The sequence below is a fragment of the Brevundimonas mediterranea genome (assembly GCF_011064825.1).
Lineage (GTDB): Bacteria > Pseudomonadota > Alphaproteobacteria > Caulobacterales > Caulobacteraceae > Brevundimonas > Brevundimonas mediterranea_A.
In genome coordinates this window covers 661879-686048 of record NZ_CP048751.1, presented here as the reverse complement: position 1 = coordinate 686048, position 24170 = coordinate 661879, and the positions used below count along the sequence as shown (strand labels likewise).

Annotated in this window: 20 protein-coding genes and 1 tRNA gene; 16 read left to right on the top strand and 5 right to left on the bottom strand. The window is 67.7% G+C overall.

Translation table 11 applies throughout. From position 1 onward, the window contains the following. Positions 1-13 precede the first annotated feature (13 nt). Positions 14-754 carry a flagellar basal-body rod protein FlgF gene (flgF, locus tag GYM46_RS03370; protein WP_008262304.1) on the bottom strand — a complete coding sequence of 247 codons (741 nt, stop codon included), beginning with the start codon at positions 752-754 and terminating at the stop codon, positions 14-16. Positions 755-932: 178 nt separating this feature from the next. On the opposite strand from flgF, the gene GYM46_RS03365 reads away from it, so the two are divergent. The 7 genes from GYM46_RS03365 (at position 933) to GYM46_RS03335 (ending at position 6332) form a co-directional block, all read left to right on the top strand. After that, positions 933-1610, top strand: a complete 678-nt coding sequence (locus GYM46_RS03365) for a flagellar basal body-associated FliL family protein (protein ID WP_008259658.1) — start codon at positions 933-935, stop codon at positions 1608-1610. Positions 1611-1612: 2 nt separating this feature from the next. Next, on the top strand, positions 1613-2653 hold the full coding sequence (fliM, locus tag GYM46_RS03360; RefSeq protein WP_008260695.1) for a flagellar motor switch protein FliM: 1041 nt from the start codon (positions 1613-1615) through the stop codon (positions 2651-2653). Next, positions 2653-3243 carry a DUF6468 domain-containing protein gene (locus tag GYM46_RS03355; RefSeq protein WP_008259282.1) on the top strand — a complete coding sequence of 197 codons (591 nt, stop codon included), beginning with the start codon at positions 2653-2655 and terminating at the stop codon, positions 3241-3243. Before fliM ends, GYM46_RS03355 begins: the two co-directional genes overlap by 1 nt. Before the next feature lie 16 nt (positions 3244-3259). Further along, entirely contained in the window at positions 3260-4162 is a 903-nt protein-coding gene (locus tag GYM46_RS03350; RefSeq protein WP_008264214.1) for a MotE family protein, read from the top strand. 300 nt (positions 4163-4462) lie between these two features. Beyond that, positions 4463-4702, top strand: a complete 240-nt coding sequence (locus tag GYM46_RS03345; protein WP_008263719.1) for a DUF3297 family protein — start codon at positions 4463-4465, stop codon at positions 4700-4702. Between the two features lie 43 nt (positions 4703-4745). Further along, positions 4746-6197 carry a M20/M25/M40 family metallo-hydrolase gene (locus GYM46_RS03340; RefSeq protein WP_008262247.1) on the top strand — a complete coding sequence of 484 codons (1452 nt, stop codon included), beginning with the start codon at positions 4746-4748 and terminating at the stop codon, positions 6195-6197. Positions 6198-6245: 48 nt separating this feature from the next. Continuing rightward, positions 6246-6332, top strand: a tRNA-Leu gene (locus tag GYM46_RS03335). A 59-nt stretch (positions 6333-6391) separates the two neighbouring features. Here GYM46_RS03335 and GYM46_RS03330 read toward each other — a convergent pair. Continuing rightward, positions 6392-7801: an SLC13 family permease gene (locus GYM46_RS03330; RefSeq protein ID WP_008260165.1), complete on the bottom strand. Its 1410-nt coding sequence runs from the start codon at positions 7799-7801 to the stop codon at positions 6392-6394. Between the two features lie 88 nt (positions 7802-7889). Here GYM46_RS03330 and GYM46_RS03325 point away from each other — a divergent pair, with 88 nt between their 5' ends. Further along, positions 7890-8732 (top strand): hypothetical protein, encoded by an 843-nt coding sequence (locus GYM46_RS03325; protein WP_008259659.1) that lies wholly within the window; start codon positions 7890-7892, stop codon positions 8730-8732. A gap of 30 nt (positions 8733-8762) precedes the next feature. Here the strand turns inward: GYM46_RS03325 and GYM46_RS03320 are convergent, their stop codons facing one another. Beyond that, positions 8763-9245: a MarR family winged helix-turn-helix transcriptional regulator gene (locus GYM46_RS03320; RefSeq protein WP_008261289.1), complete on the bottom strand. Its 483-nt coding sequence runs from the start codon at positions 9243-9245 to the stop codon at positions 8763-8765. Between the two features lie 64 nt (positions 9246-9309). On the opposite strand from GYM46_RS03320, the gene GYM46_RS03315 reads away from it, so the two are divergent. Genes GYM46_RS03315 through GYM46_RS03305 form a run of 3 tightly spaced genes read left to right on the top strand, consistent with a single transcriptional unit; the run spans position 9310 to position 13979 of the window. After that, positions 9310-11085, top strand: a complete 1776-nt coding sequence (locus GYM46_RS03315; RefSeq protein ID WP_008260016.1) for an N-acetylglutaminylglutamine amidotransferase — start codon at positions 9310-9312, stop codon at positions 11083-11085. Continuing rightward, positions 11075-12844: an N-acetylglutaminylglutamine synthetase gene (gene ngg, locus GYM46_RS03310; protein ID WP_008260917.1), complete on the top strand. Its 1770-nt coding sequence runs from the start codon at positions 11075-11077 to the stop codon at positions 12842-12844. The genes GYM46_RS03315 and ngg overlap by 11 nt, the downstream gene beginning before the upstream one ends. A gap of 10 nt (positions 12845-12854) precedes the next feature. Continuing rightward, positions 12855-13979: an osmoprotectant NAGGN system M42 family peptidase gene (locus GYM46_RS03305; RefSeq protein WP_008262271.1), complete on the top strand. Its 1125-nt coding sequence runs from the start codon at positions 12855-12857 to the stop codon at positions 13977-13979. A gap of 17 nt (positions 13980-13996) precedes the next feature. Here GYM46_RS03305 and GYM46_RS03300 read toward each other — a convergent pair whose 3' ends face one another. After that, the gene (locus GYM46_RS03300; protein WP_008261144.1) at positions 13997-15310 is read right to left on the bottom strand and encodes a DUF5690 family protein; all 1314 of its coding nucleotides are present in this window, start codon (positions 15308-15310) and stop codon (positions 13997-13999) included. Between the two features lie 73 nt (positions 15311-15383). Between GYM46_RS03300 and GYM46_RS03295 the strand changes: the two genes are divergently transcribed. Beyond that, a complete protein-coding gene (locus GYM46_RS03295) occupies positions 15384-16517 on the top strand; it encodes a TIGR03364 family FAD-dependent oxidoreductase (RefSeq protein WP_040349277.1) in 1134 nt (377 codons plus the stop codon). Beyond that, positions 16514-17323 (top strand): phosphonoacetaldehyde hydrolase, encoded by an 810-nt coding sequence (gene phnX, locus GYM46_RS03290; protein ID WP_008260318.1) that lies wholly within the window; start codon positions 16514-16516, stop codon positions 17321-17323. The genes GYM46_RS03295 and phnX overlap by 4 nt, the downstream gene beginning before the upstream one ends. Here phnX and GYM46_RS03285 read toward each other — a convergent pair. Then, positions 17320-18039 (bottom strand): UTRA domain-containing protein, encoded by a 720-nt coding sequence (locus tag GYM46_RS03285; protein ID WP_008264036.1) that lies wholly within the window; start codon positions 18037-18039, stop codon positions 17320-17322. The genes phnX and GYM46_RS03285 overlap by 4 nt on opposite strands. Before the next feature lie 184 nt (positions 18040-18223). Here GYM46_RS03285 and GYM46_RS03280 point away from each other — a divergent pair, with 184 nt between their 5' ends. From GYM46_RS03280 to GYM46_RS03270, 3 genes are all read left to right on the top strand, one after another. After that, a complete protein-coding gene (locus GYM46_RS03280) occupies positions 18224-20362 on the top strand; it encodes a phosphocholine-specific phospholipase C (protein ID WP_008264153.1) in 2139 nt (712 codons plus the stop codon). Between the two features lie 53 nt (positions 20363-20415). Then, the gene (locus GYM46_RS03275) at positions 20416-20991 is read left to right on the top strand and encodes an HD domain-containing protein (protein ID WP_040349281.1); all 576 of its coding nucleotides are present in this window, start codon (positions 20416-20418) and stop codon (positions 20989-20991) included. 254 nt (positions 20992-21245) lie between these two features. Beyond that, positions 21246-24152: a TonB-dependent receptor gene (locus tag GYM46_RS03270; protein ID WP_156796403.1), complete on the top strand. Its 2907-nt coding sequence runs from the start codon at positions 21246-21248 to the stop codon at positions 24150-24152. Positions 24153-24170 lie beyond the last annotated feature (18 nt).

Below are 24170 nucleotides of genomic sequence, written 5' to 3'. Positions count from 1 at the left end.
GTCCGGCTCTCCCTTAAGCGGCCTTGCCGAGGCGCTCGACGGCGCGACGGCTCAGGTCATTGGTGTTCTCGATCATTCGGGTGATGCTTTCGTAGGCCCGGCTGATCTCGATGAGATTGGTGATTTCGGTCAGCGAATTGACGTTCGACGCTTCCAGAGATCCCTGATGGATCTGGACGTCGTTGGCCTCGACCGGCTGGACGTTCGAGCCGTTGCGATAGAGGCCGTCACCGCCCTTTTCGAGCACGCCGAGCGTGTCGAAGCGGACGACCGACAGGCGCCCGGTGATCTGGCCGCTCTGGGTGATGGTGCCGTCTGCGCCGACGGAGGGGGCGCCGAGGGCCGGGTCCAGCACGATCTCCGCCCCGCCGCCCAGCACGGCCTGACCCTGTTTGGTGGTCAGCCGGCCTTCCGGATCCATGGTGAAGGCGCCGTCGCGGGTGTAGGCCTCGCCGGCCGCGCCGTCTCGAACGGTGAAGAAGGCGCCCTCGCCGGCGATGGCGAAGTCGAGGGGGCGGCCGGTCTCGGACATAGAGCCCTGGCCGAAGTCGCGGCCCACGCCGTTGTCCAGCACGAAGCTGGCCGAGGGGCGGATGGAGTCGTTGCGGGCGCGCTGGCCCACTTCCGTCCCGACCATCAGCTGTTCGACCTTGAATCCGGTGGTGTCGGCGTTGGCGACGTTGTTGGCCACGATGTCGAGTTCGCGGCGCAGCGTCATCTGACGGGACAATCCGATATAGGCGGCGTTTTCCACGAGTGGCGTGCTCCTTCGATTCCTCCCTCGCAACGACCGTGCCAACAGGGTTAATCCAGCAGGAATGGCGGTTTGAGGGGGCGGGAGGCCGGTGACGCCCGGCAAAAACTGCCGTTTGTAAACGTCGCGTTAACCAAGCCGGGCCGATCCTCCCCATGAGATTCTCCGGGGCGAGCGCATGTTCAAGTTTGGCAAGAAGAAGGGCGACCCGAACGCCGATGCGCCCGCCGACAAGTCGGTCGATGCGGACGCGGCCGAGGGCGAAGAGGGCGCGCCCAAGAAAAAGAAGCTGCCGATGCTGTTCATCATCGCGCCCGTGGCCCTGCTGGTCCTGGGCGGCGGCGGCGCGGCGGCCTTCTTCCTGATGAAGCCCAAGCCGGCCGAGGCCCATGGCGAGGAAGCCGCCGCCGCAGGTCACGGCGAGGAGAAGGCTGAGGAAAAGGGCGGTCACGGCAAGGAAGAGAAGAAGGCCGAAGGCGGCGGACACGGCGCGCCCGCCGAAGGCGGCGAAGCCGATCCGGCTCTGGGCAAGATCAGCGAAGGGCCTGACGGCGTCACCTTCTACACCCTGCCGGACATGGTCATGAACATCCAGTCGGCCGACGGCCGGCCGACCTTCCTGAAGCTGAAGCTGACGCTGGAGATGCACGACGCCGAGGTGGCGACGCATCTTCAGTCCGAGATGCCGCGCCTGCAGGACATGTTCACCGGCTTCGTGCGCGAACTGCGTCCCGAGGATCTGAGCGGCTCGGCCGGCACCTACCAGCTTCGGGCGGAGATTCTGCGCCGCGTCAATCTGGTCGCGGCGCCCGGCAAGGTGGACGCGGTCCTGATCGAAGAAATGCTGGTGCAGTAGGCATGACCGATACGGCGCTCGATTCCTTCGGCGGCATGGGCGATCCGGCGGACGCCCTGTCCGAACGCGTCCTGAACCAGGACGAGATCGACAGCCTGCTGGGCTTCGACCTGGGCGACGACGACGGTTCGGAAAAGTCCGGCATACGCGCCATCATCAATTCGGCGCTCGTCTCCTACGAACGCCTGCCGATGCTGGAGATCGTGTTCGACCGCCTGGTGCGGTTGATGACGACCTCGCTGCGGAACTTCACCTCGGACAACGTCGAGGTGTCGCTGGACAATATTTCGTCGATCCGCTTCGGCGACTATCTGAACTCGATCCCGCTGCCGGCGATCCTGGCGGTCTTCCGCGCCGAGGAGCTGGACAACTATGGTCTGCTGACGGTCGATTCCAATCTGATCTATTCGATCGTCGACGTGCTGCTGGGCGGTCGTCGGGGCACGGCGGCGCTGCGGATCGAGGGGCGCCCCTACACCACGATCGAACGGGTGCTGGTGCAGCGGATGGTGGAGGTGGTGCTGAACGACGCCCGCCTGGCCTTCGAACCCCTGACGCCCGTCACCTTCAACCTGGACCGGCTGGAGACCAATCCGCGCTTCGCCGCCATCGCCCGGCCAGCCAACGCCGCCATCCTGATCAAGCTTCGCATCGACATGGAAGACCGCGGCGGGCGAATCGAGCTTCTTCTGCCCTATGCGACGCTGGAACCGATCCGGAAAATGCTGCTGCAGCAGTTCATGGGCGAGAAGTTCGGCCGCGACAACATCTGGGAAGGCCACTTGGCCACCGAGCTCTGGACGACCGAGACTGAGGTGCGCGCCGTTCTGGACGAGCAGATGATGCCCCTGTCCACCGTGCTGAACCTGAAGGTCGGCGATACGATGATGCTGAACGCCACGCCGGATTCGGAAGTCTCGATCCGCGCCGGCGCCATCCCCCTGACGACTGGGCGAATGGGCCGCAAGGGTCAGCATATCGCCGTCCGCATCGAAGGCCCGGTGAACCCGGAAATCGCCGCCCGCATAAGAGGACCCCGCTGATGACCGGCATGATCATGGATGCGGTGCTGATGCTGCTGCTCGTCGCGGCGGTGGGCTACGGGATCAAGCTGGAACGCAAGCTGTCGGCCCTACGCACCGGGCAGGTCGCCTTCGCCCAGGCGGTGACGGAACTGAACGCCGCCGCCGGTCGCGCCGAGGCCGCCCTGGCGACCCTGCGCGCCTCGGGCCAGGAGACGGACCTGCTGCACGACCGCATCATCAAGGCGCGCGAGGTGAAGCAACAGCTGGAAGCCCTGATCGCCCGCGCCCCCGTCGCGGCGCCGCTGCGGCTGCAACAGGAAGAGACGGCCCCGCGCCCCGAAATCGTTCGGCCGGTCGCGTCCGCGCCTTCGCCCGCCGCCGTGGTCAATGATGATGACGAGCGCGCCCGGCGCATGGCCGCCCTGGCCCAGCGCATTCAGGGCATGTCCGGCCCCGCCGCGACGTCGCGAGCCGGGGCGCCGGCGGGGCGCGACAACGTCGCCGCCATCGTCCAGGCCCTGACCTCCGTCGGCTCCGCTAACCATTCCGCCAAACAAAGCCTCAACGCCGCGCGTCGTAATCTCGACGACGATCTGTTCGCCGCCTGAGTTCGGAACCCCATTCATGGCTCGCATACCCCGCCTTCTGCCCCTGATCGCCGTCGCCATTGGCGGGGTTGTCGCGGTGCGCGCCGTCGGCGTCGCGCCCGGCCTGTTCGAGGGCGCCAAGGCCTGGGCGGAAGAGGCGCCGGCCGCCGCCGGCGCCCCGGCCAAGCCGGCCCTGCCCGGCACCTGCGCCCTGTCGCCCGAACAACTGGCCCAGCAGGCGGGCATTTCGCCGGCCGAGTTGAAGATCATCCAGTCGCTGTCGCAGCGCCGCACCGAACTGGACGCGCGCGACCAGGATTTCGCGACCACCCTGCCGCTGATGGTCGCCGCCGAGCAGAAACTGGACGCCAAGGTTCAGGCCCTAGCGGCGCTGAAGGCCGAGATGAAACAGATGCTGGGCCAGGTCGACGAGCGCGAGAAGGCCGAGATCGATCGGCTGGTCCAGGTCTATTCCGCCATGCGCCCCAAGGAGGCCGCGCCGGTCATGGCCAGCCTGGAGGATCGGGTCCGCCTGCCCGTCGCCGCCGCCATGCGTCCGCGCACCCTGGCCGCCATCATGGCCCAGATGACGGCGCCCCAGGCCAAGGAACTGACCGAGAAACTGGCCGCCCGGTTCCAGGCCCAGCAGATGGCCGCCCGCGCCGCCGCCGCCGAAGCCGCGACGCCGCCGCCCGCCGCGACCCCGGCCGCACAGCCTGTGGCCCAGCCCGCCGCCGCAACGCCTTCGCCCACGCCCGCCGTCGCGACAGCGCCCCAGGCGCGGCCCACGCCTCGTCCCGCCGCCCGCCAGCCGGCCCGTCGGCCCGCCAGCCGCCCTGCCAGCCGACCTGCGGCGAGCCCGGCCGCCGCGCCCGCCGCCGGCCCGCAGCCTTACAAGCCTGCCGCTACAGACGCCCCGCCGCGCCAGACGGTGCAGTAGGCGCATCCGCATTGATGCGTAGCCTGACGATTTCCCGACGATAACCCTACTGGCGGATCATATCCCTCACGCCCAGATACAGGGCGACGATCATATCGAGGGTGTCCGCCATGATGGGCGAGGTTCTGTATATCGCGCACCGCCTGCGACGGGTGTTGATCCTGGTCGTGCCCGCTGCGGGGCTGATCTGGGTCGGCGCCGCTGTTCATCACTACATGGGCTGATCGCCGGTTTCGGTTGGCATGAGGGCCGGGCGCGGCTATCACCGCGCCTTCCCGATATCCGAGCCGCCGAACGATCATGTCCGACACGCCCCCCGACCGCCTCTCCGTCGATCCCTCCAGCCCCTTCCATGATGCGGACGTGCTGCAACGCGGCGTCGGCATTCGCTTCAAGGGCGAGGAAAAGACCAATGTCGAGGAATATTGCGTCTCGGAGGGCTGGGTGCGGCTGGCGCTGGGCAATCGGGTGGACCGCAAGGGCAAGGCCCTGACGGTCAAACTGCAGGGCTTGGTCGAACCCTATTTCCAGAACGGCTGAGTCTTTCTAGGCTGCGGCTCTTCCCCGAGTCTGGAGCCTGCCGATGTCCTTCCGTCTGCTGACCGTCAGCGCGCTCGCGCTCGGCCTCGTCGCCGCCGTTGCTCCGCTGGCCAGGGCCCAGGACGCAGTTACGGTGGAGCGCGCCATCGCCGTTCGTGACGCGGCGCTGACGTCGAACATCGCCCTGGACTATGTCACCCAGCTGACCACCCGCTTCGGCGCGCGGCCGGCCGGGTCGAAGCCCGAGCAGGACGCCGCCGCCTGGGCCGCCGACTATCTGCGCGCCCACGGCTTCCAGAACGTCCGCATCGAAGAATTCCCGCTGGTCGGCTGGGAGCGGGGCGAAGGCTCGGCCGCCATCGTCGGCAGGAACGCCCAGTCGCTGGTCGCCGCCGCCCTGGGCCATTCGCCCGCCACGCCGCGCGGCGGGGTCGAGGCGGACGTGGTGCGATTCTCCAGTTTTGAAGACCTGCAGGCGGCCGATCCGGCGACCGTTCGCGGCAAGATCGTCTATGTCGATCTGGGTCAGATGCACCCGATGCAGGACGGCTCGGGATACGGACCCCAGACCCGGGTGCGCGGCGCCGGTCCCGGCGTGGCGGCGGCCAAGGGCGCGGCGGCCTTCATCATGCGTTCGGTCGGATCGGACGAGGACCGCATGCCCCACACCGGCACCACCCGCTATGTCGACGGCAAGCCGACCCTTCCGTCCTTCGCCCTGTCCGCGCCGGACGCCGACCAGGTCAGCCGGTTGATCGCCCTGGGCGAGCCGGTGCGGATGCGCTTGACCTCGACCGCCCGCACCTATGAGACCCACAGCCAGAACGTCATCGGCGATCTGCCTGGCGCGACCCGGCCAGAGGAGGTCATCGTGCTGGGCTCGCACATGGACAGCTGGGATCTGGGCACCGGCGCCATCGACGACGGGGCGGGCGGCGCCATCACGGTCGCGGCGGCCAAGGCCATCGCCGACAGCGGCAGACGCCCCGCGCGGACCCTGCGGGTGATCTTCTACGGCTCCGAGGAAGTGGCCCAGCCCACGCCCCAGACCGGCAACGGCGGCGGCGTCTACGCCCGCAACCAGGGCGCCGCCCTGGAGAAACACGTGATCGCCGGCGAAAGCGACTTCGGCGCGGACCGGGTCTATGCGCTGCGCCTGCCCGCCGGCGCCCAGGGCTCGGACTTCCAGAAGGCGGCGACCCGCGTCCTCTATCCGCTCGGCGTCCTGGCGTCGGACCAGGTCGAGACCGACGGCGGGGTCGATGTCGGGCCCATGGGGCCGCTGGGCGTGCCCTTCTTCGGTCTGGCGCAGGACGGGACCCGCTATTTCGACCTGCACCACACCGCCAACGACACCCTGGACAAGATCGACCCGGCGCAGTTGAGCCAGAACGTCGCCGCCTGGGCGGGCTTGCTCTGGCTGATCGCCGATTCCGACGTCGATTTCCGCGCCATGCGACCGGCGACGACGACAGCGACGCCGGCCGCACACTAGGTCGCTTGGCCACACGGTCCGGTTCTGGCTATAGAGCCGGACCGGCTCGCGGGCGTGGCGAAACTGGTAGACGCAGCAGACTTAAAATCTGCCGGGCGCAAGCCCTTGCCGGTTCGACCCCGGCCGCCCGCACCAGATCTTGAAGGATCCATGCGTCGTGCCCGCCAGACCGGCGCCGAAGCGCGTTGGTCGGGTCAGAACGGAAAGAAGACCGGGATGGCGATCATCGCGGCGACCCAGGTGACCAGGTTCAACGGCAGGCCGACACGGACGAAGTCCATGTAGCTGTAGCCGCCCATGTTGAAGACCAGCACATTGGTCTGATAGCCGAACGGGGTCGCGAAAGCGGCTGAGGCGGCCATCATCACGCCCACCAGGAACGGGCGGGGATCGACGCCCAGGCTTTCGGCCAGGGCCACGGCGATGGGGGTGATCAACACGGCGACGGTGGCGTTGGACAGGAGCTCCGTCGCGAACAGGGTCACGCCGTAAAGCACGATCAGCGCGCCCAGGGGTCCCATCGGCCGGATCACGTCGATCAGCCGGTCCGCCCCGGCGGACGCCAGGCCCGTCACCTCGATGGCGGTGCCGACCACCACCATGCCCGCGATCAGCAGCAGAATTTCGGGCCGCAGCCCGGCATAGGCCTCTTCGGGGGTGATGACCCTGAGCAGGATCAGCGCCACCGCCCCGGCGAAGGCCGAGGCCGCGATCGGGGCCCAGCCGAGCGCGGCAGAGGCGATCACCAGAGCGAAGATCGCCAGGGAGATCAGCGCGGGCCGAAGCCGGAAGGGGCGATCCGCCGCGCCGAACAGGGCGACGTCGCCCAGATGGGCGTCGCCCGAGCCGTCCGACTGGTTGCGCGATTCCCCCAGGCGCGGCAGGCCGAAGGGCAGGGCGCGACGGCGGCGTCCGGCCGCCTCCGCCTCGGCGCGGCGACGCGCGCCTTCCAACTCGGCCAGGCGCGCGGCCTGGGCCTCGTCCTTGGCCACCGACCGGCCGAGCTGTCGCGCGCCGACGAAATAGAGCCACAGGCCGCCGATCACGGCGATGAACAGACCCACGGGCGTGATCTCGAACAGGCCGAAGACCGGCTGGCCCGCATTGCGCGCCATGTCGTTGACCAGCAGATTGGTCGAGGTGCCGATCAGGGTCAGCAGGCCGCCCATCACCGTCACATGGCTGAGCGGCATCAGGAACCGCTTGGGCGACAACTGCAGGGACTGGGCGACGTCGCGGATCACCGGCGCCGCCAGCACCACCACCGGCGTATTGTTCAGGAAACCGCCGACGGCGCCGCACAGGCCGATGACGATCCAGATGCCCATGGCCCCGATCCGGGCCGCCAGTCGGGTGGCCTGGCGGATCAGCAGGCCCAACAGGCCCGACAGTTCGATGGCGTAGGCGATGACGAACAGGCCGGCCAGGGCGATGACAGCGGGGCTGGCGAAGGCGCTCTGCACCTCGACCGGCCGCACCACCCCCAGCAGCAGCAGGACGGCGGCTCCAGTCAGGGCGACGACATCGGCGCGAAGCTTGCCGTGGATCAGCACGCCGACCACGCCGATGAGCACCGCCAGGGCGGCGATCTGATCGAAGGTCATGACCCTGTGCAGACCGGTCTCCGTAGCTTTCGTCAACCTTTTTCGCACGATGGCCCCCGAAAGCGCGAACCCATGCTAGGGTGGATTCATGCTGGAACCGACCGTGTCGCCTCGCCCGTCGGTCGTCGCGCTTGCGGCGTCCCTTGTTTTCCTCGCCGCCTGCCAGCGCGAGGAGGCCGCCCCCGCTCCGCCGCCGGCCCCGGCCGTCAGCGCGCCGCCGGTCGTCGCCATCGGTCCCGCGCCGGTGCTGGACCGGACCGGGCTCTTGCAGGCCATGGATGTCGCGGCCTCGGCCTTTGCCGCCGGCAAGGACCCGGGCGGGGCCACCCTGGCCGGTCGCCGCTTCGTCATCCGTCAGGCCTTCGGCTGCGCCGGGCCCGCGCCGGCGGGTCGGTCGACGGTTGGGGCGCCGGGGGGCGACGGGCTGGCCGCCTGGTCCTGGGGCGACAAGGGCAAGAGCCTGAAACTGACCCTGGCGCCGGCCGATTGGACGGGTTCGCCGATGGTCGCGGGCGGCGCCGACAGCTGGGAAGCGGCCGAGGGGTTCTGGCTGCCGCGCCCGTGGTTGCGCACGGACGGCTGTCCGGGCGTTCCGAGCGATCCGGCGGCGGACGGCGCGACGGCGGTCTCGCCCCAGACCTTTGGTCTGGCGGCCGTGTTCGAGGAAGACGGTTCGCGCCTCGGCCGCCGCAACGGCCGGGCCTATGAATTCACCGTCCGCGCCGAGGGCGACCAGGCCCCGGTCGCGCCGACGAACGGGTATCGACTGGTGCTGGAGGGGCGGATGACGGCCTTTGCGGACGGCCGCGCCATTCGTTGTCGCGCCGCCGGACCGGATCAGCGCCCGGTCTGTATCGGCGCGGTCCAACTGGACCGGGTCGCCTTCGAGGACGCCCAAGGCCAGGGGCTCAGCGAGTGGCGGCCGGGGTAAGGCCGGGTCTCGCCATTCGGCGGGGCCGGGTCAGGTCGAGGATGGATCCTCGGGGGCGGCGCTACGGACGGACATCATCGTGGCGAGGCGATCCGCTGCGGCGGTCATCGTCTCTCGATCCATGCGCGAAAGGCCGTCGAACCGGGTCGTGAAATTCTGGCCCAGCAGGCCCGGCGACGCCGCCAGCGCCTGGCGGCCAGGCTCGGTCAGGCGCGCGTGAACCACACGTCGGTCGATGCTGGACCGATAGCGAACGACCATCCCCTTGGCCTCCAGCTTGTCGAGAACGGCCACCACGGTGGGCGCCGACATGGAGACGTCGCGCGAAATGGCGCTGGTGCTCACCTCGCCCATCGCGCGGATCGATTGCAGCACAAGAAGTTGCGGCAGGGTCAGGCCTGTCAGCCGGGCGATCTCGCGCGACCGGACGTCGATCGCCTGGGCGATCCGGCGCACCGAGCGGAGCAGGGACGTGGACAGGTCTTCGGCCGCGTCGGGAGAAATATCGCTCATCCGGTTGAACTCTTTCGTGCACGAACCATTTGTACACGCTGCTTCCACAATTCAAGGAGGACCCATGTGCGGTCTTAGCGGCGAGATCAATTTCGATGGACGGCCGGCCGACGCCGGGGCTGTCCAACGCATGACCGATGCGCTCTCGCCCCGTGGACCGGACGGGTCCGGCATAGTGATGCGCGGCCCGGTGGGGCTGGGGCATCGCCGGCTGAAGATCATCGACCTGTCGGAGGCGGCGCAGCAGCCGATGGTCGACGCCGACCTGGGCGTGACCCTGGCCTTCAATGGTTGCATCTACAACTATCCTGAACTCCGCGAAGAGCTGCAGGGGCTAGGCTTCCGCTTCTTCTCGCACGGCGACACCGAGGTCATCATCAAGGCCTGGAAGGCCTGGGGCGAGGCCTGCGTCGAGCGGTTCAAGGGCATGTTCGCCTTCGTCCTGCACGAACGCGACAGCGGCCGCACCGTCATCGCCCGCGACCGGTTCGGCATCAAGCCGCTGTATCTGGCCGAAAGCGGCAAGCGGCTGAGGTTCGCTTCGACCCTGCCCGCCCTGCTGGCCGCGGGGGACGTGGACAAGACCATCGATCCGGTCGGCCTGCACCACTACATGACCTTCCACGCCGTGGTGCCGCCGCCGCACACCATCCTGAAGGGGGTGAAGAAGTTTCCGCCGGCGACGATCCGGGTGATCGAGGCGGACGGGACGGCGAAGGACCGGCTGTACTGGCAGCCCGACATGACCCGCCATGCCGAGGACGCGGCCCTGACCGCCGAGGACTGGCGCGACCGGGTGCTGGACAGTCTGCGCGAGGCGGTGAAGCGCCGCATGGTCGCCGATGTGCCGGTGGGCGTGCTGCTGTCGGGCGGGGTCGATTCCAGCCTGATCGTCGGCCTGCTGGCGGAATTGGGCCAGAAGGATCTGATGACCTTCTCGGTCGGCTTCGAGGCGGCCAATGGCGAGAAGGGCGACGAGTTCGTCTATTCCGACCTGATCGCCAAACACTATGGGACCAAGCACCACCAGATCTTCGTGCCGCACCAGCGGCTGATGGAGGCCCTGCCGGGAACCATCGGGGCCATGTCGGAGCCGATGGTCAGCTATGACAATGTCGGCTTCTACCTGCTGAGCCAGGAAGTCTCGAAACACATCAAGGTGGTGCAGTCGGGGCAGGGGGCGGACGAGGTGTTCGCCGGCTATCACTGGTACCCGCCGATGCTGGAGGCGGCCGATCCGGTCGAGACCTACGCCAAGGCCTTCTTCGACCGCAGCCATGCGACGCTGAAGACCCAGCTGAACGGCGCCTATATGGCCGACACTGACGTCAGCCGCGCTCTGGTCGAGGCCCATTTCGCTCAACCGGGCGCCGATACGCCGGTCGATCAGGCCCTGCGCCTGGACAGCCAGGTGATGCTGGTCGACGACCCGGTGAAGCGGGTCGACAATATGACCATGGCCTGGGGTCTGGAGGCGCGCGTGCCCTTCCTCGACCACGAACTGGTCGAGCTGGCCGGCCGAATTCCGCCCGAACACAAGCTGGCCCAAGGCGGCAAGGGGGTGCTGAAGGAGGCGGCGCGTCTGGTGATCCCGTCCGAGGTGATCGACCGCAAGAAGGGCTATTTCCCTGTCCCGGCGCTGAAATACATCCAGGGCCCGTATCTGGAGATGGTGCGCGAGGCCCTGACCAATCAGGCCGCCCGCGACCGGGGCCTGTTCGATACGGCCTATCTGGACACCCTGTTCGCCAATCCGACCGAACATATCACGCCCCTACGCGGCTCGGAGCTGTGGCAGGTCGCCGTGCTCGAGATGTGGATGCAACAGCATGGCGTCTGACGTCCGACCTGAACGGTCCAAGGCGCACCGGCTCAAGCGGCTGCGTCATGAGGGGCTGAAGCCGCCGGTGCGGACGGGGGAGGGGCCCAGCCCCAACGCCGTGCTGGACTGCGGCTGGGGGCGGCTGCTGTTCGCCCAGACCTTCGACACGGCCGAGCCCCTGGTCGACGCCCTGCGCGCCGAGGGGCCGGACCGCCGCGACATCGCCTTCTATGTCCGCAATCCGCATGTCTTGCTGGCCCAGGCGCCGCAGGAGCTGTTTCTGGATCCGTCGCACACCTATCGGCTGGAACTGGCCACCTATCGCGCCAGCCGCCGCCAGCCGAGGGGGTTCACCGTCCGGCGACTGACGTCCGAGATGGACGCCCAGGCGGTCAACGACATCTACGCCAAGCGCAAGATGGTGCCGGTGCCGCCCGACTTCTTCTGGTCGCATCGCGACGACCGGACCCTGACCTATTTCGTCGCCGAGGACACGACCACCGGAGCGGTGATCGGCACCGTGACGGGGGTCAATCATGTCCGCGCCTTCGACGATCCCGAATGCGGTTCGTCCCTGTGGTGTCTCGCCGTCGATCCCCAGGCGACCCAGCCGGGTGTCGGGGAGGCCCTGGTCCGGCGTCTGGCCGAGCATTTCAAGACCCAGGGTCTGGCCCACATGGACCTGTCGGTCATGCACGACAACGATCAGGCCATCGCCCTGTACGAGAAGCTGGGGTTTCGCCGCGTGTCCTTCTTCGGGGTCAAGCGCAAGAATCCGATCAACGAGGCCCTGTTCGTCGGTCCGACCGACGACCATGACCTGAACCCCTATGCCCGGATCATCGTCAACGAGGCGCGGCGGCGTGGCATCCATACCGAGATCATCGACGCCGAGGGCGGGCTGTTCCGCCTGAACTGGGGCGGCCGGTCGGTGCGGTGCCGCGAGAGCCTGTCGGAGCTGACCTCGGCCGTGGCGCTCAGCATCTGCGACGACAAGCGGATGACGCGGCGCATCGTCGAGGCGGCCGGGGTGCGCGTGCCCGAACGGATCGACCCCGGCGACCCGTCCGCCATCGACACCGCCCTGGCCAGGTTCGGCGCCCTGGTGGTCAAGCCCGCGCGGGGCGAGCAGGGCCAGGGGGTCGCCGTCGGCCTGACGACGATGAACGAGGTCCAGACGGCCCTGGTCCGCGCGCGTCGCATCTGTTCGGAGGTGCTGATCGAGGAACAGGTCCAGGGCGAGGACCTGCGTCTGGTGGTGATCGACTACAAGGTCGTGGCCTGCGCCCTGCGTCGCCCGCCGCGCGTCATCGGCGACGGTCGCTCCACCCTGCGCGCCCTGATCGAGCACCAGAGCCGTCGCCGCGCCGCCGCCACAGGCGGGGAATCGACCATTCCCATTGACGGCGAGACCGAGCGGACGCTGGCCGAGGCCGGCTATCGGCTGGACGACGTCGCGCCGGAGGGGGCGGAGGTGCTGGTGCGCAAGGCGGCCAATCTGCACCTGGGCGGCACCATCCATGATGTGACGGAGGAGGTGCACCCGACCCTGATCCGCGCCGCCGTCGCCGCCGCCCGCGCCATCGACATCCCCGTCACCGGCGTCGACCTGATGGTGAAGTCGCCGCGCGAGGCCGACTACGCCTTCATCGAGGCCAACGAACGCCCCGGCCTGGCCAATCACGAACCCCAGCCGACGGCCGAGCGTTTCGTCGATCTGCTGTTTCCCCTGTCCGCCCCGACCTCGGCGCGCGCCGTGGTCCGGGCCGACGTCTGAAGGAGGCCCCTTGGCCCGTCCTGCGATCGATCTCGATTATCTCAAGTCCCGCCTCGCCGACCTTCTGAACACGCCCAGCCCCACCGGCTATACGGACGAGGCGGTGTGGCAGTTGTGCCGCGAGCTGGAGCGGCTCGGGCTCGACTATGAGCTGACCCGGCGCGGCGCCATCCGGGCCCGGCTGCCGGGCCGGACCGCCAAGCCCGCCCGCGCCATCGTCGCCCACGTCGACACCCTGGGCGCCCAGGTCAAACAGGTGAAGGACAATGGCAGGCTTGAGCTGGTGGCCATCGGTCACTGGTCGTCCCGCTTCGCCGAGGGCGCGCGGGCCACGATCTTCTCCGAGGGCGGCGCCTGGCGCGGGACCATTTTGCCGCTGAAGGCCTCGGGCCACACCTTCAACGAGGAGGTGGACACCCAGCCCGTGAGCTGGCGCCAGATCGAGCTGCGCATCGACGCCGTGACCCATGGTCGGGACGACACCCTGGCGCTTGGCGTGGACGTCGGCGACATCGTCGCCATCGACCCCCAGCCCGAGTTCATGGACACCGGCTTCATCGTCTCGCGCCATCTGGACGACAAGGCGGGGGTCGCCACCCTGCTGGCCGCGCTGGAATGCATGATCCGCGAGGAGCGCATCCCGACGGTCGACACCTGGTGGCTGTTCACCATCGCCGAGGAGGTGGGGCTGGGCGCTTCGTCCGTGCTGATCCCGGACGTGGCGGCCATGGTCACCGTCGACAACGGCACGACCGCGCCGGGCCAGAACTCGTCCGAGTTCGGCGTCACCATCGCCATGGCCGACCAGACGGGCCCGTTCGACTGGCACCTGTCGCGCAAACTGGTTCAGCTGGCGCGCGAGCATGACATCCCGCACCAGAAGGACGTCTTTCGATATTACCGCTCGGACTCGGCCTCGGCGCTGGAATCGGGCGCCGACATCCGGACGGCCCTGGTCACCTTCGGCATCGACGCCAGCCACGGTTATGAACGCATCCACGAAAGCGCATTAACGGACCTGGCGCGCCTTCTGGTCGCCTATGCCGAAAGCGACGTCGAGATCGGCCGCGACGCCAAACCACTGAGCGGCGTCAAAGGCTTCACTCACCAGCCGGTGGATGAAGACCACGACTAGTTTAACCGCCGTCGCCCTCAGGGGCGCTCTTGGCCCTCCGAGCCCTTGGGAGAGGGAGATCCATCTCCACGTCCTCGCAGGAACAGGATTGCGGCGCCTCCGACCAATATGAGGCCGGCCAGGCTGGTGGCGTAGGCGGCGCCCACGAAAAAGGGCAGCCAAGGCAGATCCACAGCGCCGAAATTCTTGAACAGCAGCAGCGCCACGCTGCCCAGATAGCCGGTGGAGTCGGCCACATAGATCAGGAAACCGGCGGTCGCGACCGTGCCCGAATAGGCGATCATCCGGTCGAACAGCATGGCGTTGAAGGGGGTATAGGCGAGGTACAGGCCCGCGCCGCCGGCGATCATCCAGACGATCGGCGACAGCAGGCCCTGCTGAAAGGCGAGGGTCGAGGCGCCCAGGATGGCGAACCCGGCCAGAATGACGCCGTGCATGAACAGCAGGGCCCGGCCGTTGTTCTTCACCGCGATCAACACGCCCATCGCCACCAGCGACAGGGCCGCCACCGGCCCTTCGCTGGCGGTGAAGACCGAGGCGGCGTCGCCGTAGCCCAGCGCCTGCCAGATTTCGGCGGCGAAGTTGTCGCGCAGGTCGCGGAAGGCCGTCAGCATCACATAGGCGGCGACCAGCAGAAGCAGCACCGGCCAGTGCGCGGCCAGGAAGGCGGCGCGCTCTCTGGCCATCATCGGCCGACGCGCCACGCGCTCGGCTTCGTCAGCGGGACTGGGCGCGGGCAGGGTGGCGAGGGCCAGCACCGAAACGGCCAGCAGAGGCATGAAGACCACCCCGACGGCCGCCGGCATCCAGAACTCGCTGACCTGCCAGTTCTCCATCAAGGCCTTGCCGACCGATTTCACGACGCCGGAAGACAGAATGAAGCTGGCGCACAGGATCGCCCCCAGCACCTCGCTGGTGCGTCGCCCCTCCATGAAACCGAACACGAGGCCCCAGATCAGACCGAGCGGCAGACCGTTGAGGAACAGGGCCGCGACATTCCATGGCGCAGGCACGACCGCGAACAGGACCAAAGCGATCCAGGAGACGCCGATCAGCAGGATGATAGCGGCCGCTCGGCGTTCGGGCCGCATCTCCGCGATCACCTTGATCCCGATCAGCTTGGACAGGGCGTAGCCGGCCACCTGCGCGATCACGAGGGCGATCTTGTAGTCCAGGGCGAAATCCCAACCTGCCACGACATCGAAGGTCGCGGCGGTGAAGGGTTTGCGGAAGGCGTACATGGAGAAATAGGCGCAAAATCCCGCCAGGCCCGCGAACGCCACAAAGACAACGGGGTTGGCCTTCGCCAGCCAGAGCCGCATCCGGTTCATCGTTTGACATCATCCTGTTGCACCCACGTGGTCTAGACCACTGCTGCGACGCTTGAATGACGAGGATGATGGGATGATGGGACGGTACGACGTCGCCGTGGTGGGGGCGGGAATCGTCGGCCTGGCCTGCGCCCTGGCCGCTGCACGGCGCGGCCTTTCGGTGGTGGTGATCGACCGTGACGCCCAGGCGAACGGCGCCTCGATCCGGAACTTCGGTTTCGTCACAGTCACCGGCCAGCCGCGCGGCCGGGTGTGGCGCCGCGCGCATCGCAGCCGCGCCGTCTGGGACGAGGTCGCGGGCGAGGCGGGCGTGCCGATCCTGCAACACGGCCTCTGGCTGCCCGTGCGCAGGCCCGAGGCCGCGGCCGTGCTGGAAGCCTTCATGGCCACCGAGATGGGCGAAGGTTGTCGGCTGATGACGCCGGACGAGGCGCGGGCCCGGTCGCCGGAAACGACCGGACCCGACACGGTCGCCGCCCTCTGGAGCCCCCATGAATTGCGTGTGGACTCCCGCACGGCCATCCCGCGACTGGCCGCGTGGCTGGAGGGGCGTTTCGGGGTCGAGTTTCTGCGTCAGACCGTCGTCCAGGCGGTCGAGCCGCCGCGCGTCGTCACGGGCCGGGGCGTCGTGGAGGCCGCGCGGGTGGTGGTCTGTCCCGGAGACGATATGGTCAGCCTGTTCCCGGATTGCCTGGCTGACGCCGGCCTGGCGCGCTGCAAGTTGCAGATGATGCGGCTGGCGTCGCCTGGCTTCGACTTGCCGGCGCCGGTCATGTCCGACCTGGGTCTGGTTCGCTACGGCGGCTACGCCGACTTGCCGGAGGCCGCCGCCCTGCGCACGCGGCTGGAGGCGGAGCAGGGCCGGGCCCTGGCCGAGGGGGTCCACCTGATCGCGGTGCAGGACGCCGACGGCGCCCTGGTCGTGGGCGACAGCCATCACGACGCCGCCACGCCCGATCCGTTCGCCGACGAGGCGGTCGATCAACTGATCCTGGATGAATGGCGCGCCGCCACCGGCCGGCCCGCGCCGCCCGTCCTGCAACGCTGGACGGGGACCTATGCCCGCGGTCCGCACGCCGACCTGGTCGCCGCGCCGCACCCCTGCGTTCGCCTCGCCCTCATCACCGCCGGCAACGGCGCCTCCACCGCCTTCGCCTTTGGCGAAGAGGTGATCGCAGACCTGTTTCAGGAGACGTTCGAACCATGACCTCCATCCGCGACAGCTTCGACATGGTCGTTTTCGACTGGGCCGGCACCATGGTCGATTTCGGCAGCCGCGCCCCGGTGCTGGCCCTGATGGAGGCCTTCGCCGTCCTCGGCGCGCCCGTCAGTGAAGAGGAGGCCCGCCGCGACATGGGCCGGGCCAAGGCCGACCACGTCCGCGCCCTGTTCGAACAGCCCCGGATCAACCAGGCCTGGATGGCGGCCCACGCCGCGGCGCCGGACCAGCAGGCTGTCGATCAGGTCATGGCCGAACTCCAGGCGCCGATGATCCGTCTGGCCGAGGAGACGGCGGATCTGATCCCCGGCGCCGCGGACGCCGTGGCGCATCTGCGCAGCCAGGGTCTGAAGATCGCGTCCTGCACCGGCTACACCCGCGAGATGATGCAGGCGATCCTGCCGCGCGCCGCCGCTCAGGGGTACGCACCCGACCTGGTGGTCTGCGCCCACGAGACGCCGGAGGGGCGACCCTCGCCGCTGATGATCTACAAGGCCTGCGCCGATCTGGGCGTCTGGCCCCTGTCGCGCGTGGTCAAGGTGGACGATGCGGAGGTGGGCGTCGCCGAGGGGCGCAATGCCGGCTGTTTCACCATCGGCGTGGCCGCCTCAGGCAATATGGTCGGTCTGACCGCCCAGGCCCTGGCCGATCTGGACGGCGATGAACGCGTCGTTCTGTTGAAGGCCGCCGCCGACCGGCTGCGTGACGCCGGCGCCGATCTGGTCATCGGCACTGTTGCCGACCTGATCCCCGCCCTGGAGGCCGAGGCGGCCCGACGCGCCGGCCTTTCCTAACGCACCCGGATATCGACGCTGATCTTCAGGGCGTCGTGGCGCCAGTATTCGCGGTCGAACTCGACCACGCGACCCTGGGCGTCATAACTGGTGCGGACCACATTCAGCCCCGGCAGTCCCGACTTGACCTGAAGCGCCTCGGCCTCGCCGCGGGTCAGGGCGCACGGCTGCATGTCCACCCGGTTGCGGGCCACGGCGATATTATAGGCGGACTTCAGGACGCTGGTCAGCGAACCGTCCAGCGGGTGGCTGAGCAGGTCCGGGGCCAGGGCCGCGTCGACGACGATGGTCTCCACCAGTACGGCGCGGCCATCGACTGAACGCCGTCGGCGAATGCGATACATCGGCGCGCCGACCGGGCGGCCGAAGATGGGGGCCAGGGCGGGGGTGCAGGCGATTTCCGTCTTGCTGAGGGTCTCGGTCTCCGGGCGGCGGCCCTGGGCCTCGACATAGGACATGAAGCCTTCCCACCGGGTCGGATCATAGACCACCGGCGGGGGCGAGACGTACCAGCCGCTGCGGTCCTTGCGATAGATGATCCCCTCGGCCTCCAGCTGGAACAGGGCCTCCCGGATCGTGCCGCGCGCCACCCCGCCGCCCACTTGCAACTGACGTTCGGAGGGCAGGCGTTCGCCGGGCTTCAACTCTCCTCCCGCGATCCGTGTGGCGATGGCGTCGCGCACTCCGAGATAGTGAAGGCTGTCCGGCTGAGTCATGGGATCGCTCGATCGACGGTCGATTCCCGCCCCACCGAAGGATGAGAAGTCGTGTCTGTGGGGTCAAGTGAACCGGATCAGCCCCCTGACGGTTCAGACATTCGCCGCTCAAGCTTCACGAAAACTTCGCCGAAGATATCCCTTTATCTGGTCTATACCAAAATTGAAGAGGGGGATTTGATCCATGTCAAATGATCGGCGGTCTTTCCTGCGGGGCGCTCTGGGCGGCGTGGCGGCTGGAGCGGCGTTGAACCTGTTGCCGGCGACGGTGCGCAAGGCGATGGCCATTCCCGCCAACAACGCCACGGGCACGATCATGGATGTCGAGCATGTGGTCATCTTCATGCAGGAGAACCGCGCCTTCGATCACTATCTCGGGGCCCTGAACGGGGTGCGCGGCTTCGGCGACCCCCGGCCGCAGCGCCTGCCGGGCGGAGCCTCTGTCTGGCGCCAGCCCAGCGCCGAGCATCCTGACGGCTTCGTCGCCCCCTTCCACGGCGATTCCCGCACCACCAACGCCTATACGGTCGATGGCGCGGATCAGGGCCATACGGCGGCGATCACCATCGTCAACGGCGGCCGCTATGACCAGTGGGGCCATTCGCTCGAGCTGCACAAGCGGATGGCCTATTACAAGGCCTCCGACCTGCCCTTCTACTACGCCCTGGCCGGCGCCTTCACCGTCTGCGACGCCTACCACTGCTCGACCCTGACCCAGACCTATCCGAACCGCCTGCACCTCTGGACCGGATGCAACGGCGGCGGAAAAGTCGGCGGCGATCCGGAGATGAGCAACTACGGCGAGGACGAGACGCCCAGCGCCGACATGGCCGAGGACAGGCCGATGGCCCGCGGTCCGCACGAATGGACCACCTACGCCGAACGGCTCCAGGCGGCGGGCGTCAGTTGGAAGGTCTATCAGGAATACGACAATTTCGGCGACAACATCCTGTCGGTTTTCAAGCCGTTCCGGCCCTGCCCGAAGGACTCGCCCCTGTATCAGCGCGGCCGCGCCTGGGTGTCGGAGGACAAGACCGGCGCGGATCGCACCCGCTCGGACGGCGAACAGCTGGTGGAGGCCTTCCGCGCCGACATCGCCGGCGGGCGGTTGCCCCAGGTGTCGTGGATCGTCACGGCGGCGGATCTGTCCGAACATCCATCGGCCGAGCCGTCCAAGGGCGAGCATGTCTGCGCCAAGTTGATCGAGGCCCTGGTCGATCATCCCGAGGTGTTTTCCAAGACGGTCTTCATCGTCAACTACGACGAGGCCGGCGGCTTCTACGACCATGTCCAGCCGCCCATGCCGCCGCTGACGCCCGACCAGGGGTACAGCACCGTGTCCGTCGCCGGCGAGGCCAAGGACTATGGGCAGGATACGGAACGGCCCCACCACGGCGCCCATCCGCTGGGCCTCGGCATCCGGGTGCCGGCCATCGTGGTTTCGCCCTGGAGCCGTGGCGGCTTTGTCTGTTCGGAGGTGTTCGATCACACCTCCACGCTTCAGTTCCTGGAAAAACGCTTCGGTGTCAGGGAAGAGAACATCAGCGACTGGCGTCGGACCGTCTGCGGCGACTTGACCTCGGCCTTCGACTTCGCGCGCCCGAACCAGGACTGGTCGGCCCTGTCCCTGCCGGCCACGGCCGACTACATGCAGCGCGTCGCCCGTTCCAAGGCCGCGCCCAGTCTGCGGATTCCGGAGCGCCAGACGCCGGCCTTCCAGGACGGCCCCCAGCGCGGCGCACGTCCCTTGCCCTATGACCTGGCCGCCGCGGCCCGCGTCGCGGATGGGGCGGTCCTGATCGATCTGGTCAACAGCGGGCGGACGGGCGCGGTCTTCCAGGTGTTCGACAACACCGACCGCGCGGGGCCGTGGCGCTTCACCCTGGGATCCGGGGAGACCTATGCGGCCGGACATTGGAACGACGGCCGGCCCGGCGTCTATGATCTGACGGTTCACGGTCCCAACGGCTTCTATCGTCGGTTCGCCGGCGACGCCACGCGGCCCCAACCCCAGGTGACGATCTCCACCGACGCCAAGGGTCTTCTGACCGTCGAGTTGACCGGTGCGCAGGAGGGGACGGCGCAGGCGGTGCTGGACATGGACGCCGCCTATCCCCTGTCCGAAGGGGAGGCGCGCCGCCGCTTGACCCTTCGTCCCGGAACGGCGGCGCATTCGGTCTGGGATCTGCGCGGCAGCGACCATTGGTACGATCTGACCGTGACCTTGGCGGACGATCCGACCTTCATCCAGCGCCTGGCCGGTCATGTGGAGACCGGTCGTCCCAGCCGCACCGACCCGGCCATCGGACGCATGCGCCTGTGACCGACGCCACGCCCGCCCACCCGATTTCGACCCAGTTTACAGACGGACTTTCGATGACTTCTCCCGTGGATGCCGACGCCTTCTTCACCGAACTGTCGGACCTGTTTAGCCGACTGGGTGCACTGCATTACGGCGAAGACGTCAGCCAACTGGAGCATGCGCTGCAGACCGCGCATCACGCGCGCGTCGATGGGGCGCCGCCGGCCCTGGTGGCGGCGGCCCTGCTGCACGACGTCGGCCATATGATGCAGAAGGCGGGCGAGGACGCCGCCGACCGCGGCATCGACACCCGCCACGAACATATCAGCGCCGGCTACCTGTCGCGCGCCTTTGGCCCGGAGGTGACCGAGCCGGTCCGGCTGCACGTCGCGGCCAAACGCTGTCTGGCCGCCACCGCGCCCGGCTATGTGGATCGGCTCAGCGCGGCCTCGCTTCAGAGCCTGGCCTTGCAGGGCGGGCCGATGAGCCCGGCCGAGGTGGACGAATTCATGGCCCTGCCGGCGGCCGAGGCCGCGCTGCGGCTGCGGCGCTACGACGAACTGGGCAAGGCCCAGGGCGTCGAGGTCGACGGCTTCGAGGCCTATCGCGAGCTTCTCTGCGACCTGATCAACCGCAGGGCGGAAGCCTAGTTTTCATTTCAACGCATGGGGGTTGTTGAATGAGTGAGCGTTTCAATCGTCGCCGGTCCGGATAGGCGGACCAGCGAGAGAATGACCGACGTCGCCTGAAGCGGCGTCGTTACAGCCGAACACGATCGGCCGGGGGGGCAACAGGGTGATCGACACCGACAGGGCGCGCACGCGCGTCGCTGATCGCTGACGGCTGCCTTGCGCCGACCCTGATCGGTCGAACCGAAATCACATCAGGATCAATGGAGACAGTCATGTCGCGTCATGTCATCGCCCGTGCGCGGGCCGTTCATCGTCAAATCTTCGCCGGCGCCGATCTGCGCACGGTCCTTCTTGCGGGTTCCGCCGTTCTGGCGGCCTCGTCCGCCCACGCCCAGACAGTTCAGGCCCCTGCAGCGGCCGAGGTGGACGAGGTCGTCGTCACGGGTCAGCGTCTCAGCACCGCCAACGCCATCGAGGCCCAACGCCGGTCGGGCGTGGTCTCGAGCGTGATCTCGTCTGACGACCTGGGCAAACTGCCCGACGCCAACGTCGCCGACGCCCTGGCGCGCGCGCCCGGCATCAATGTGGTGGTGAACCAGGAAACGGGCGAGGGCGAATATGTCTCGGTCCGAGGGCTGGCCGGCACCTTCAACGCCTATTCGATCAACGGCGTCCGCGTCGCCCTGACCGACCCCGACAGCCGCAAGATGTCGATGACGGTCCTGCCGCCCAACGGTCTGAAGAGCATCACCGTCTCCAAGACCCTGACGCCGGACATGGACGGGGACGCCATCGGCGGCTCGGTCAACTTCCAGACCCCGACGGCCTTCGACTTCACCAAGCCGGTTGCGCGCGCCTTCCTCAGCTACGGCGTCAATGACCGCGCCCAGGAACAGGGCGAAGAAGACGGTTCTGGCCAGATCCAAATGGACTTCGCCAGCCGCCTGTCGTCCGACAGCCGTTTCGGCGCCTTCGTCTCGTTCAACTACGGCAAGAGCAACAGCCTGAACGAAGAAACCGAAAACGACGGCGAGTGGGAGCCCTATCGCTGGCGCAAGGACAGCGAAGAGGCGATCGACGAACGCTCGATGTATCTGCCGGGGATCGACCTCGACTACCGCCGTATCGAACAGGAGCGTTTCGGCGGCAACTTCTCGCTGGATTATCAAGGTCAGGCGAACGACTTCTATCTGCGCGGCCAGTACAGCCGTCTGGAACGGACGGGCACCAACGACTACACCGATTTCCGCAGTCGCAAGACCAAGCGCCTGCAGCAGAGAAATCTGGACGACACCAGCCTGATTCAGCCGGAAAACGCCATCGTCGGTTACGACGAGGAGAAGGGCCGCGTCTACAGCTACACCACCGATCAGATCGTCGATAAACTCACCATCAAAAAGATCATTGACGGTAAAGAGGTGATGGTCGGGGATGGTATAATCACCGATGAAGACCGCATTTCGGGCTCGTCCTATTGGTCGCTGTTCGGTCGTTCCGGTGTGTGGAAGCCCGAGACCTTCCAGTTCGCGCGGACCTTCCAGACCCTGGACCAGGTCTCGACCCTGGGCACGATCAACCTGGGCGGCCAGAGCCGTCTGAACCGCCTGACCCTTGATTACGACCTCAGCTACAGCGCGGGTGAGAAGGGCGGACCGGACAGCTTCTCGATCGGCTACAATTGCGACGCCTGTTCGGCGCCGTTCAATCAGACGGGTCTGCTGTGGTCGTCCTACGACCCCCGCTTCCCCATGCCGCAGTTGCCGGCCTTCGCCCAGAACGCGCAGAACGATCCCAATCTGCTGCCCTATGACGGGGGCGGCCGCAGCCGCGACAAGCAGACCGACGCGCGCACGGCGTTCAAGTTCGACGCTGTCTATGAGATGGAAGGCGTGGTCCGTCATCTGAAGGCGGGCGTGAAGGTCCTGCGGTCCGAGCGCGAATACGACGCCACCCCGATCTGGGGCGGTTCGTTCGACAACACGCCCCTGGAGGGCAAGAGCCTGGGTCAGTCGGGTCTGATCGACCGCGAGGTCGGCTCCGTTCTGAACGGCCGCTACTACTATGGCGCCATCCTGAACCGCGATCGGGTGACGGCCGCCATTGAGGCCGCCCAGAAGGCCAATCCGGTCACCTATTCCTACGCTGATCTGAGCTCCAGCGATAAGAGCGGCGAAGAGACCATCTACGCCGGTTACGGCCTGGCCAGCTTCCAGTTCAACGATCTGGACGTGGTCGCCGGGGTGCGGGTCGAGCACACCGAGGTCAGCAACACCAACTGGATCGAGGACGAGGCCCAGACCGGCTTCGGCGACACCGACAGCAACTACACGAACGTCCTGCCCAGCGTGACGGCGGTCTATCGCCCGTCGGACAACTTCGTCTATCGCGGCGCGATCTGGACCAGCTTCTCCCGGCCCGAGTTCAGCAATATCTCGCGGGGCGTCAGCGTCGGCCGGGCACCGCCGCGTCCTGGCCAGACCCTGGGCGACATCGTCTCGATCAGCCGCGGCAATCCCGATCTGAAACCGGCCGAGGCCCTGAACCTGGACGTTTCGGCTGAATATTACCCGGACCGTTCCAGCCTGGTCTCCATCGGCGTCTTCCACAAGAAGATCGACCATTTCATCTTCACCAACGGCAGCGCGGTCGACGCCGACACCCAGGAAGGCGTGATCACCATCAGCCAACCCAAGAACGGCGAGACGGCCAAGATCACCGGCGTCGAACTGAACCTGATCAAGTCGTTCGAGGGCATGGGCGCGCCCTTCGACGGCTTCGGCGTCGAGGCCAACCTGACCCGTCAGGTCAGCGAGGCGGAGACCGGCCTGGACTATCGCAAGGGTCGGTCGATCTCCTTCATCCAGGCGCCGGATCTGATCTACAACGCCTCTCTGACCTATCAGAAATACGGCTTCGAAGCCCGCCTGTCTTATCAGTACCAGGGCGCCTATATCGAAGACCTGCGCGACAACGCCGTCGATAAATGGGTCCAGCCGAACAAGAGCTTGGACTTCCACTCGCGCTACAACTTCCGCCCCGGTCTGACGATGGACTTCGACGTCCAGAACATCCTGGACGGCCATCGTTACTACACCACCAAGGGCGAGAGCCCCTCGTACCAGAAGGACTATATGGAGCCCGGTCGGAACTTCCTGGTCCGCCTGGCCTACTCCTACTGATCTGAAGACGAAGCGCCG

Bases quoted from the DNA above. Each gene is read 5' to 3' on its own strand.
- GYM46_RS03365 (WP_008259658.1), top strand. From the start codon at position 933: ATGTTCAAGTTTGGCAAGAAGAAGGGCGACCCGAACGCCGATGCGCCC.
- fliM (WP_008260695.1), top strand. From the start codon at position 1,613: ATGACCGATACGGCGCTCGATTCCTTCGGCGGCATGGGCGATCCGGCG.
- GYM46_RS03355 (WP_008259282.1), top strand. From the start codon at position 2,653: ATGACCGGCATGATCATGGATGCGGTGCTGATGCTGCTGCTCGTCGCG.
- GYM46_RS03350 (WP_008264214.1), top strand. From the start codon at position 3,260: ATGGCTCGCATACCCCGCCTTCTGCCCCTGATCGCCGTCGCCATTGGC.
- GYM46_RS03345 (WP_008263719.1), top strand. From the start codon at position 4,463: ATGTCCGACACGCCCCCCGACCGCCTCTCCGTCGATCCCTCCAGCCCC.
- GYM46_RS03340 (WP_008262247.1), top strand. From the start codon at position 4,746: ATGTCCTTCCGTCTGCTGACCGTCAGCGCGCTCGCGCTCGGCCTCGTC.
- GYM46_RS03330 (WP_008260165.1), bottom strand. From the start codon at position 7,801: ATGACCTTCGATCAGATCGCCGCCCTGGCGGTGCTCATCGGCGTGGTC.
- GYM46_RS03325 (WP_008259659.1), top strand. From the start codon at position 7,890: ATGCTGGAACCGACCGTGTCGCCTCGCCCGTCGGTCGTCGCGCTTGCG.
- GYM46_RS03320 (WP_008261289.1), bottom strand. From the start codon at position 9,245: ATGAGCGATATTTCTCCCGACGCGGCCGAAGACCTGTCCACGTCCCTG.
- GYM46_RS03315 (WP_008260016.1), top strand. From the start codon at position 9,310: ATGTGCGGTCTTAGCGGCGAGATCAATTTCGATGGACGGCCGGCCGAC.
- ngg (WP_008260917.1), top strand. From the start codon at position 11,075: ATGGCGTCTGACGTCCGACCTGAACGGTCCAAGGCGCACCGGCTCAAG.
- GYM46_RS03300 (WP_008261144.1), bottom strand. From the start codon at position 15,310: ATGAACCGGATGCGGCTCTGGCTGGCGAAGGCCAACCCCGTTGTCTTT.
- GYM46_RS03295 (WP_040349277.1), top strand. From the start codon at position 15,384: ATGATGGGACGGTACGACGTCGCCGTGGTGGGGGCGGGAATCGTCGGC.
- phnX (WP_008260318.1), top strand. From the start codon at position 16,514: ATGACCTCCATCCGCGACAGCTTCGACATGGTCGTTTTCGACTGGGCC.
- GYM46_RS03285 (WP_008264036.1), bottom strand. From the start codon at position 18,039: ATGACTCAGCCGGACAGCCTTCACTATCTCGGAGTGCGCGACGCCATC.
- GYM46_RS03280 (WP_008264153.1), top strand. From the start codon at position 18,224: ATGTCAAATGATCGGCGGTCTTTCCTGCGGGGCGCTCTGGGCGGCGTG.
- GYM46_RS03275 (WP_040349281.1), top strand. From the start codon at position 20,416: ATGACTTCTCCCGTGGATGCCGACGCCTTCTTCACCGAACTGTCGGAC.
- GYM46_RS03270 (WP_156796403.1), top strand. From the start codon at position 21,246: ATGTCGCGTCATGTCATCGCCCGTGCGCGGGCCGTTCATCGTCAAATC.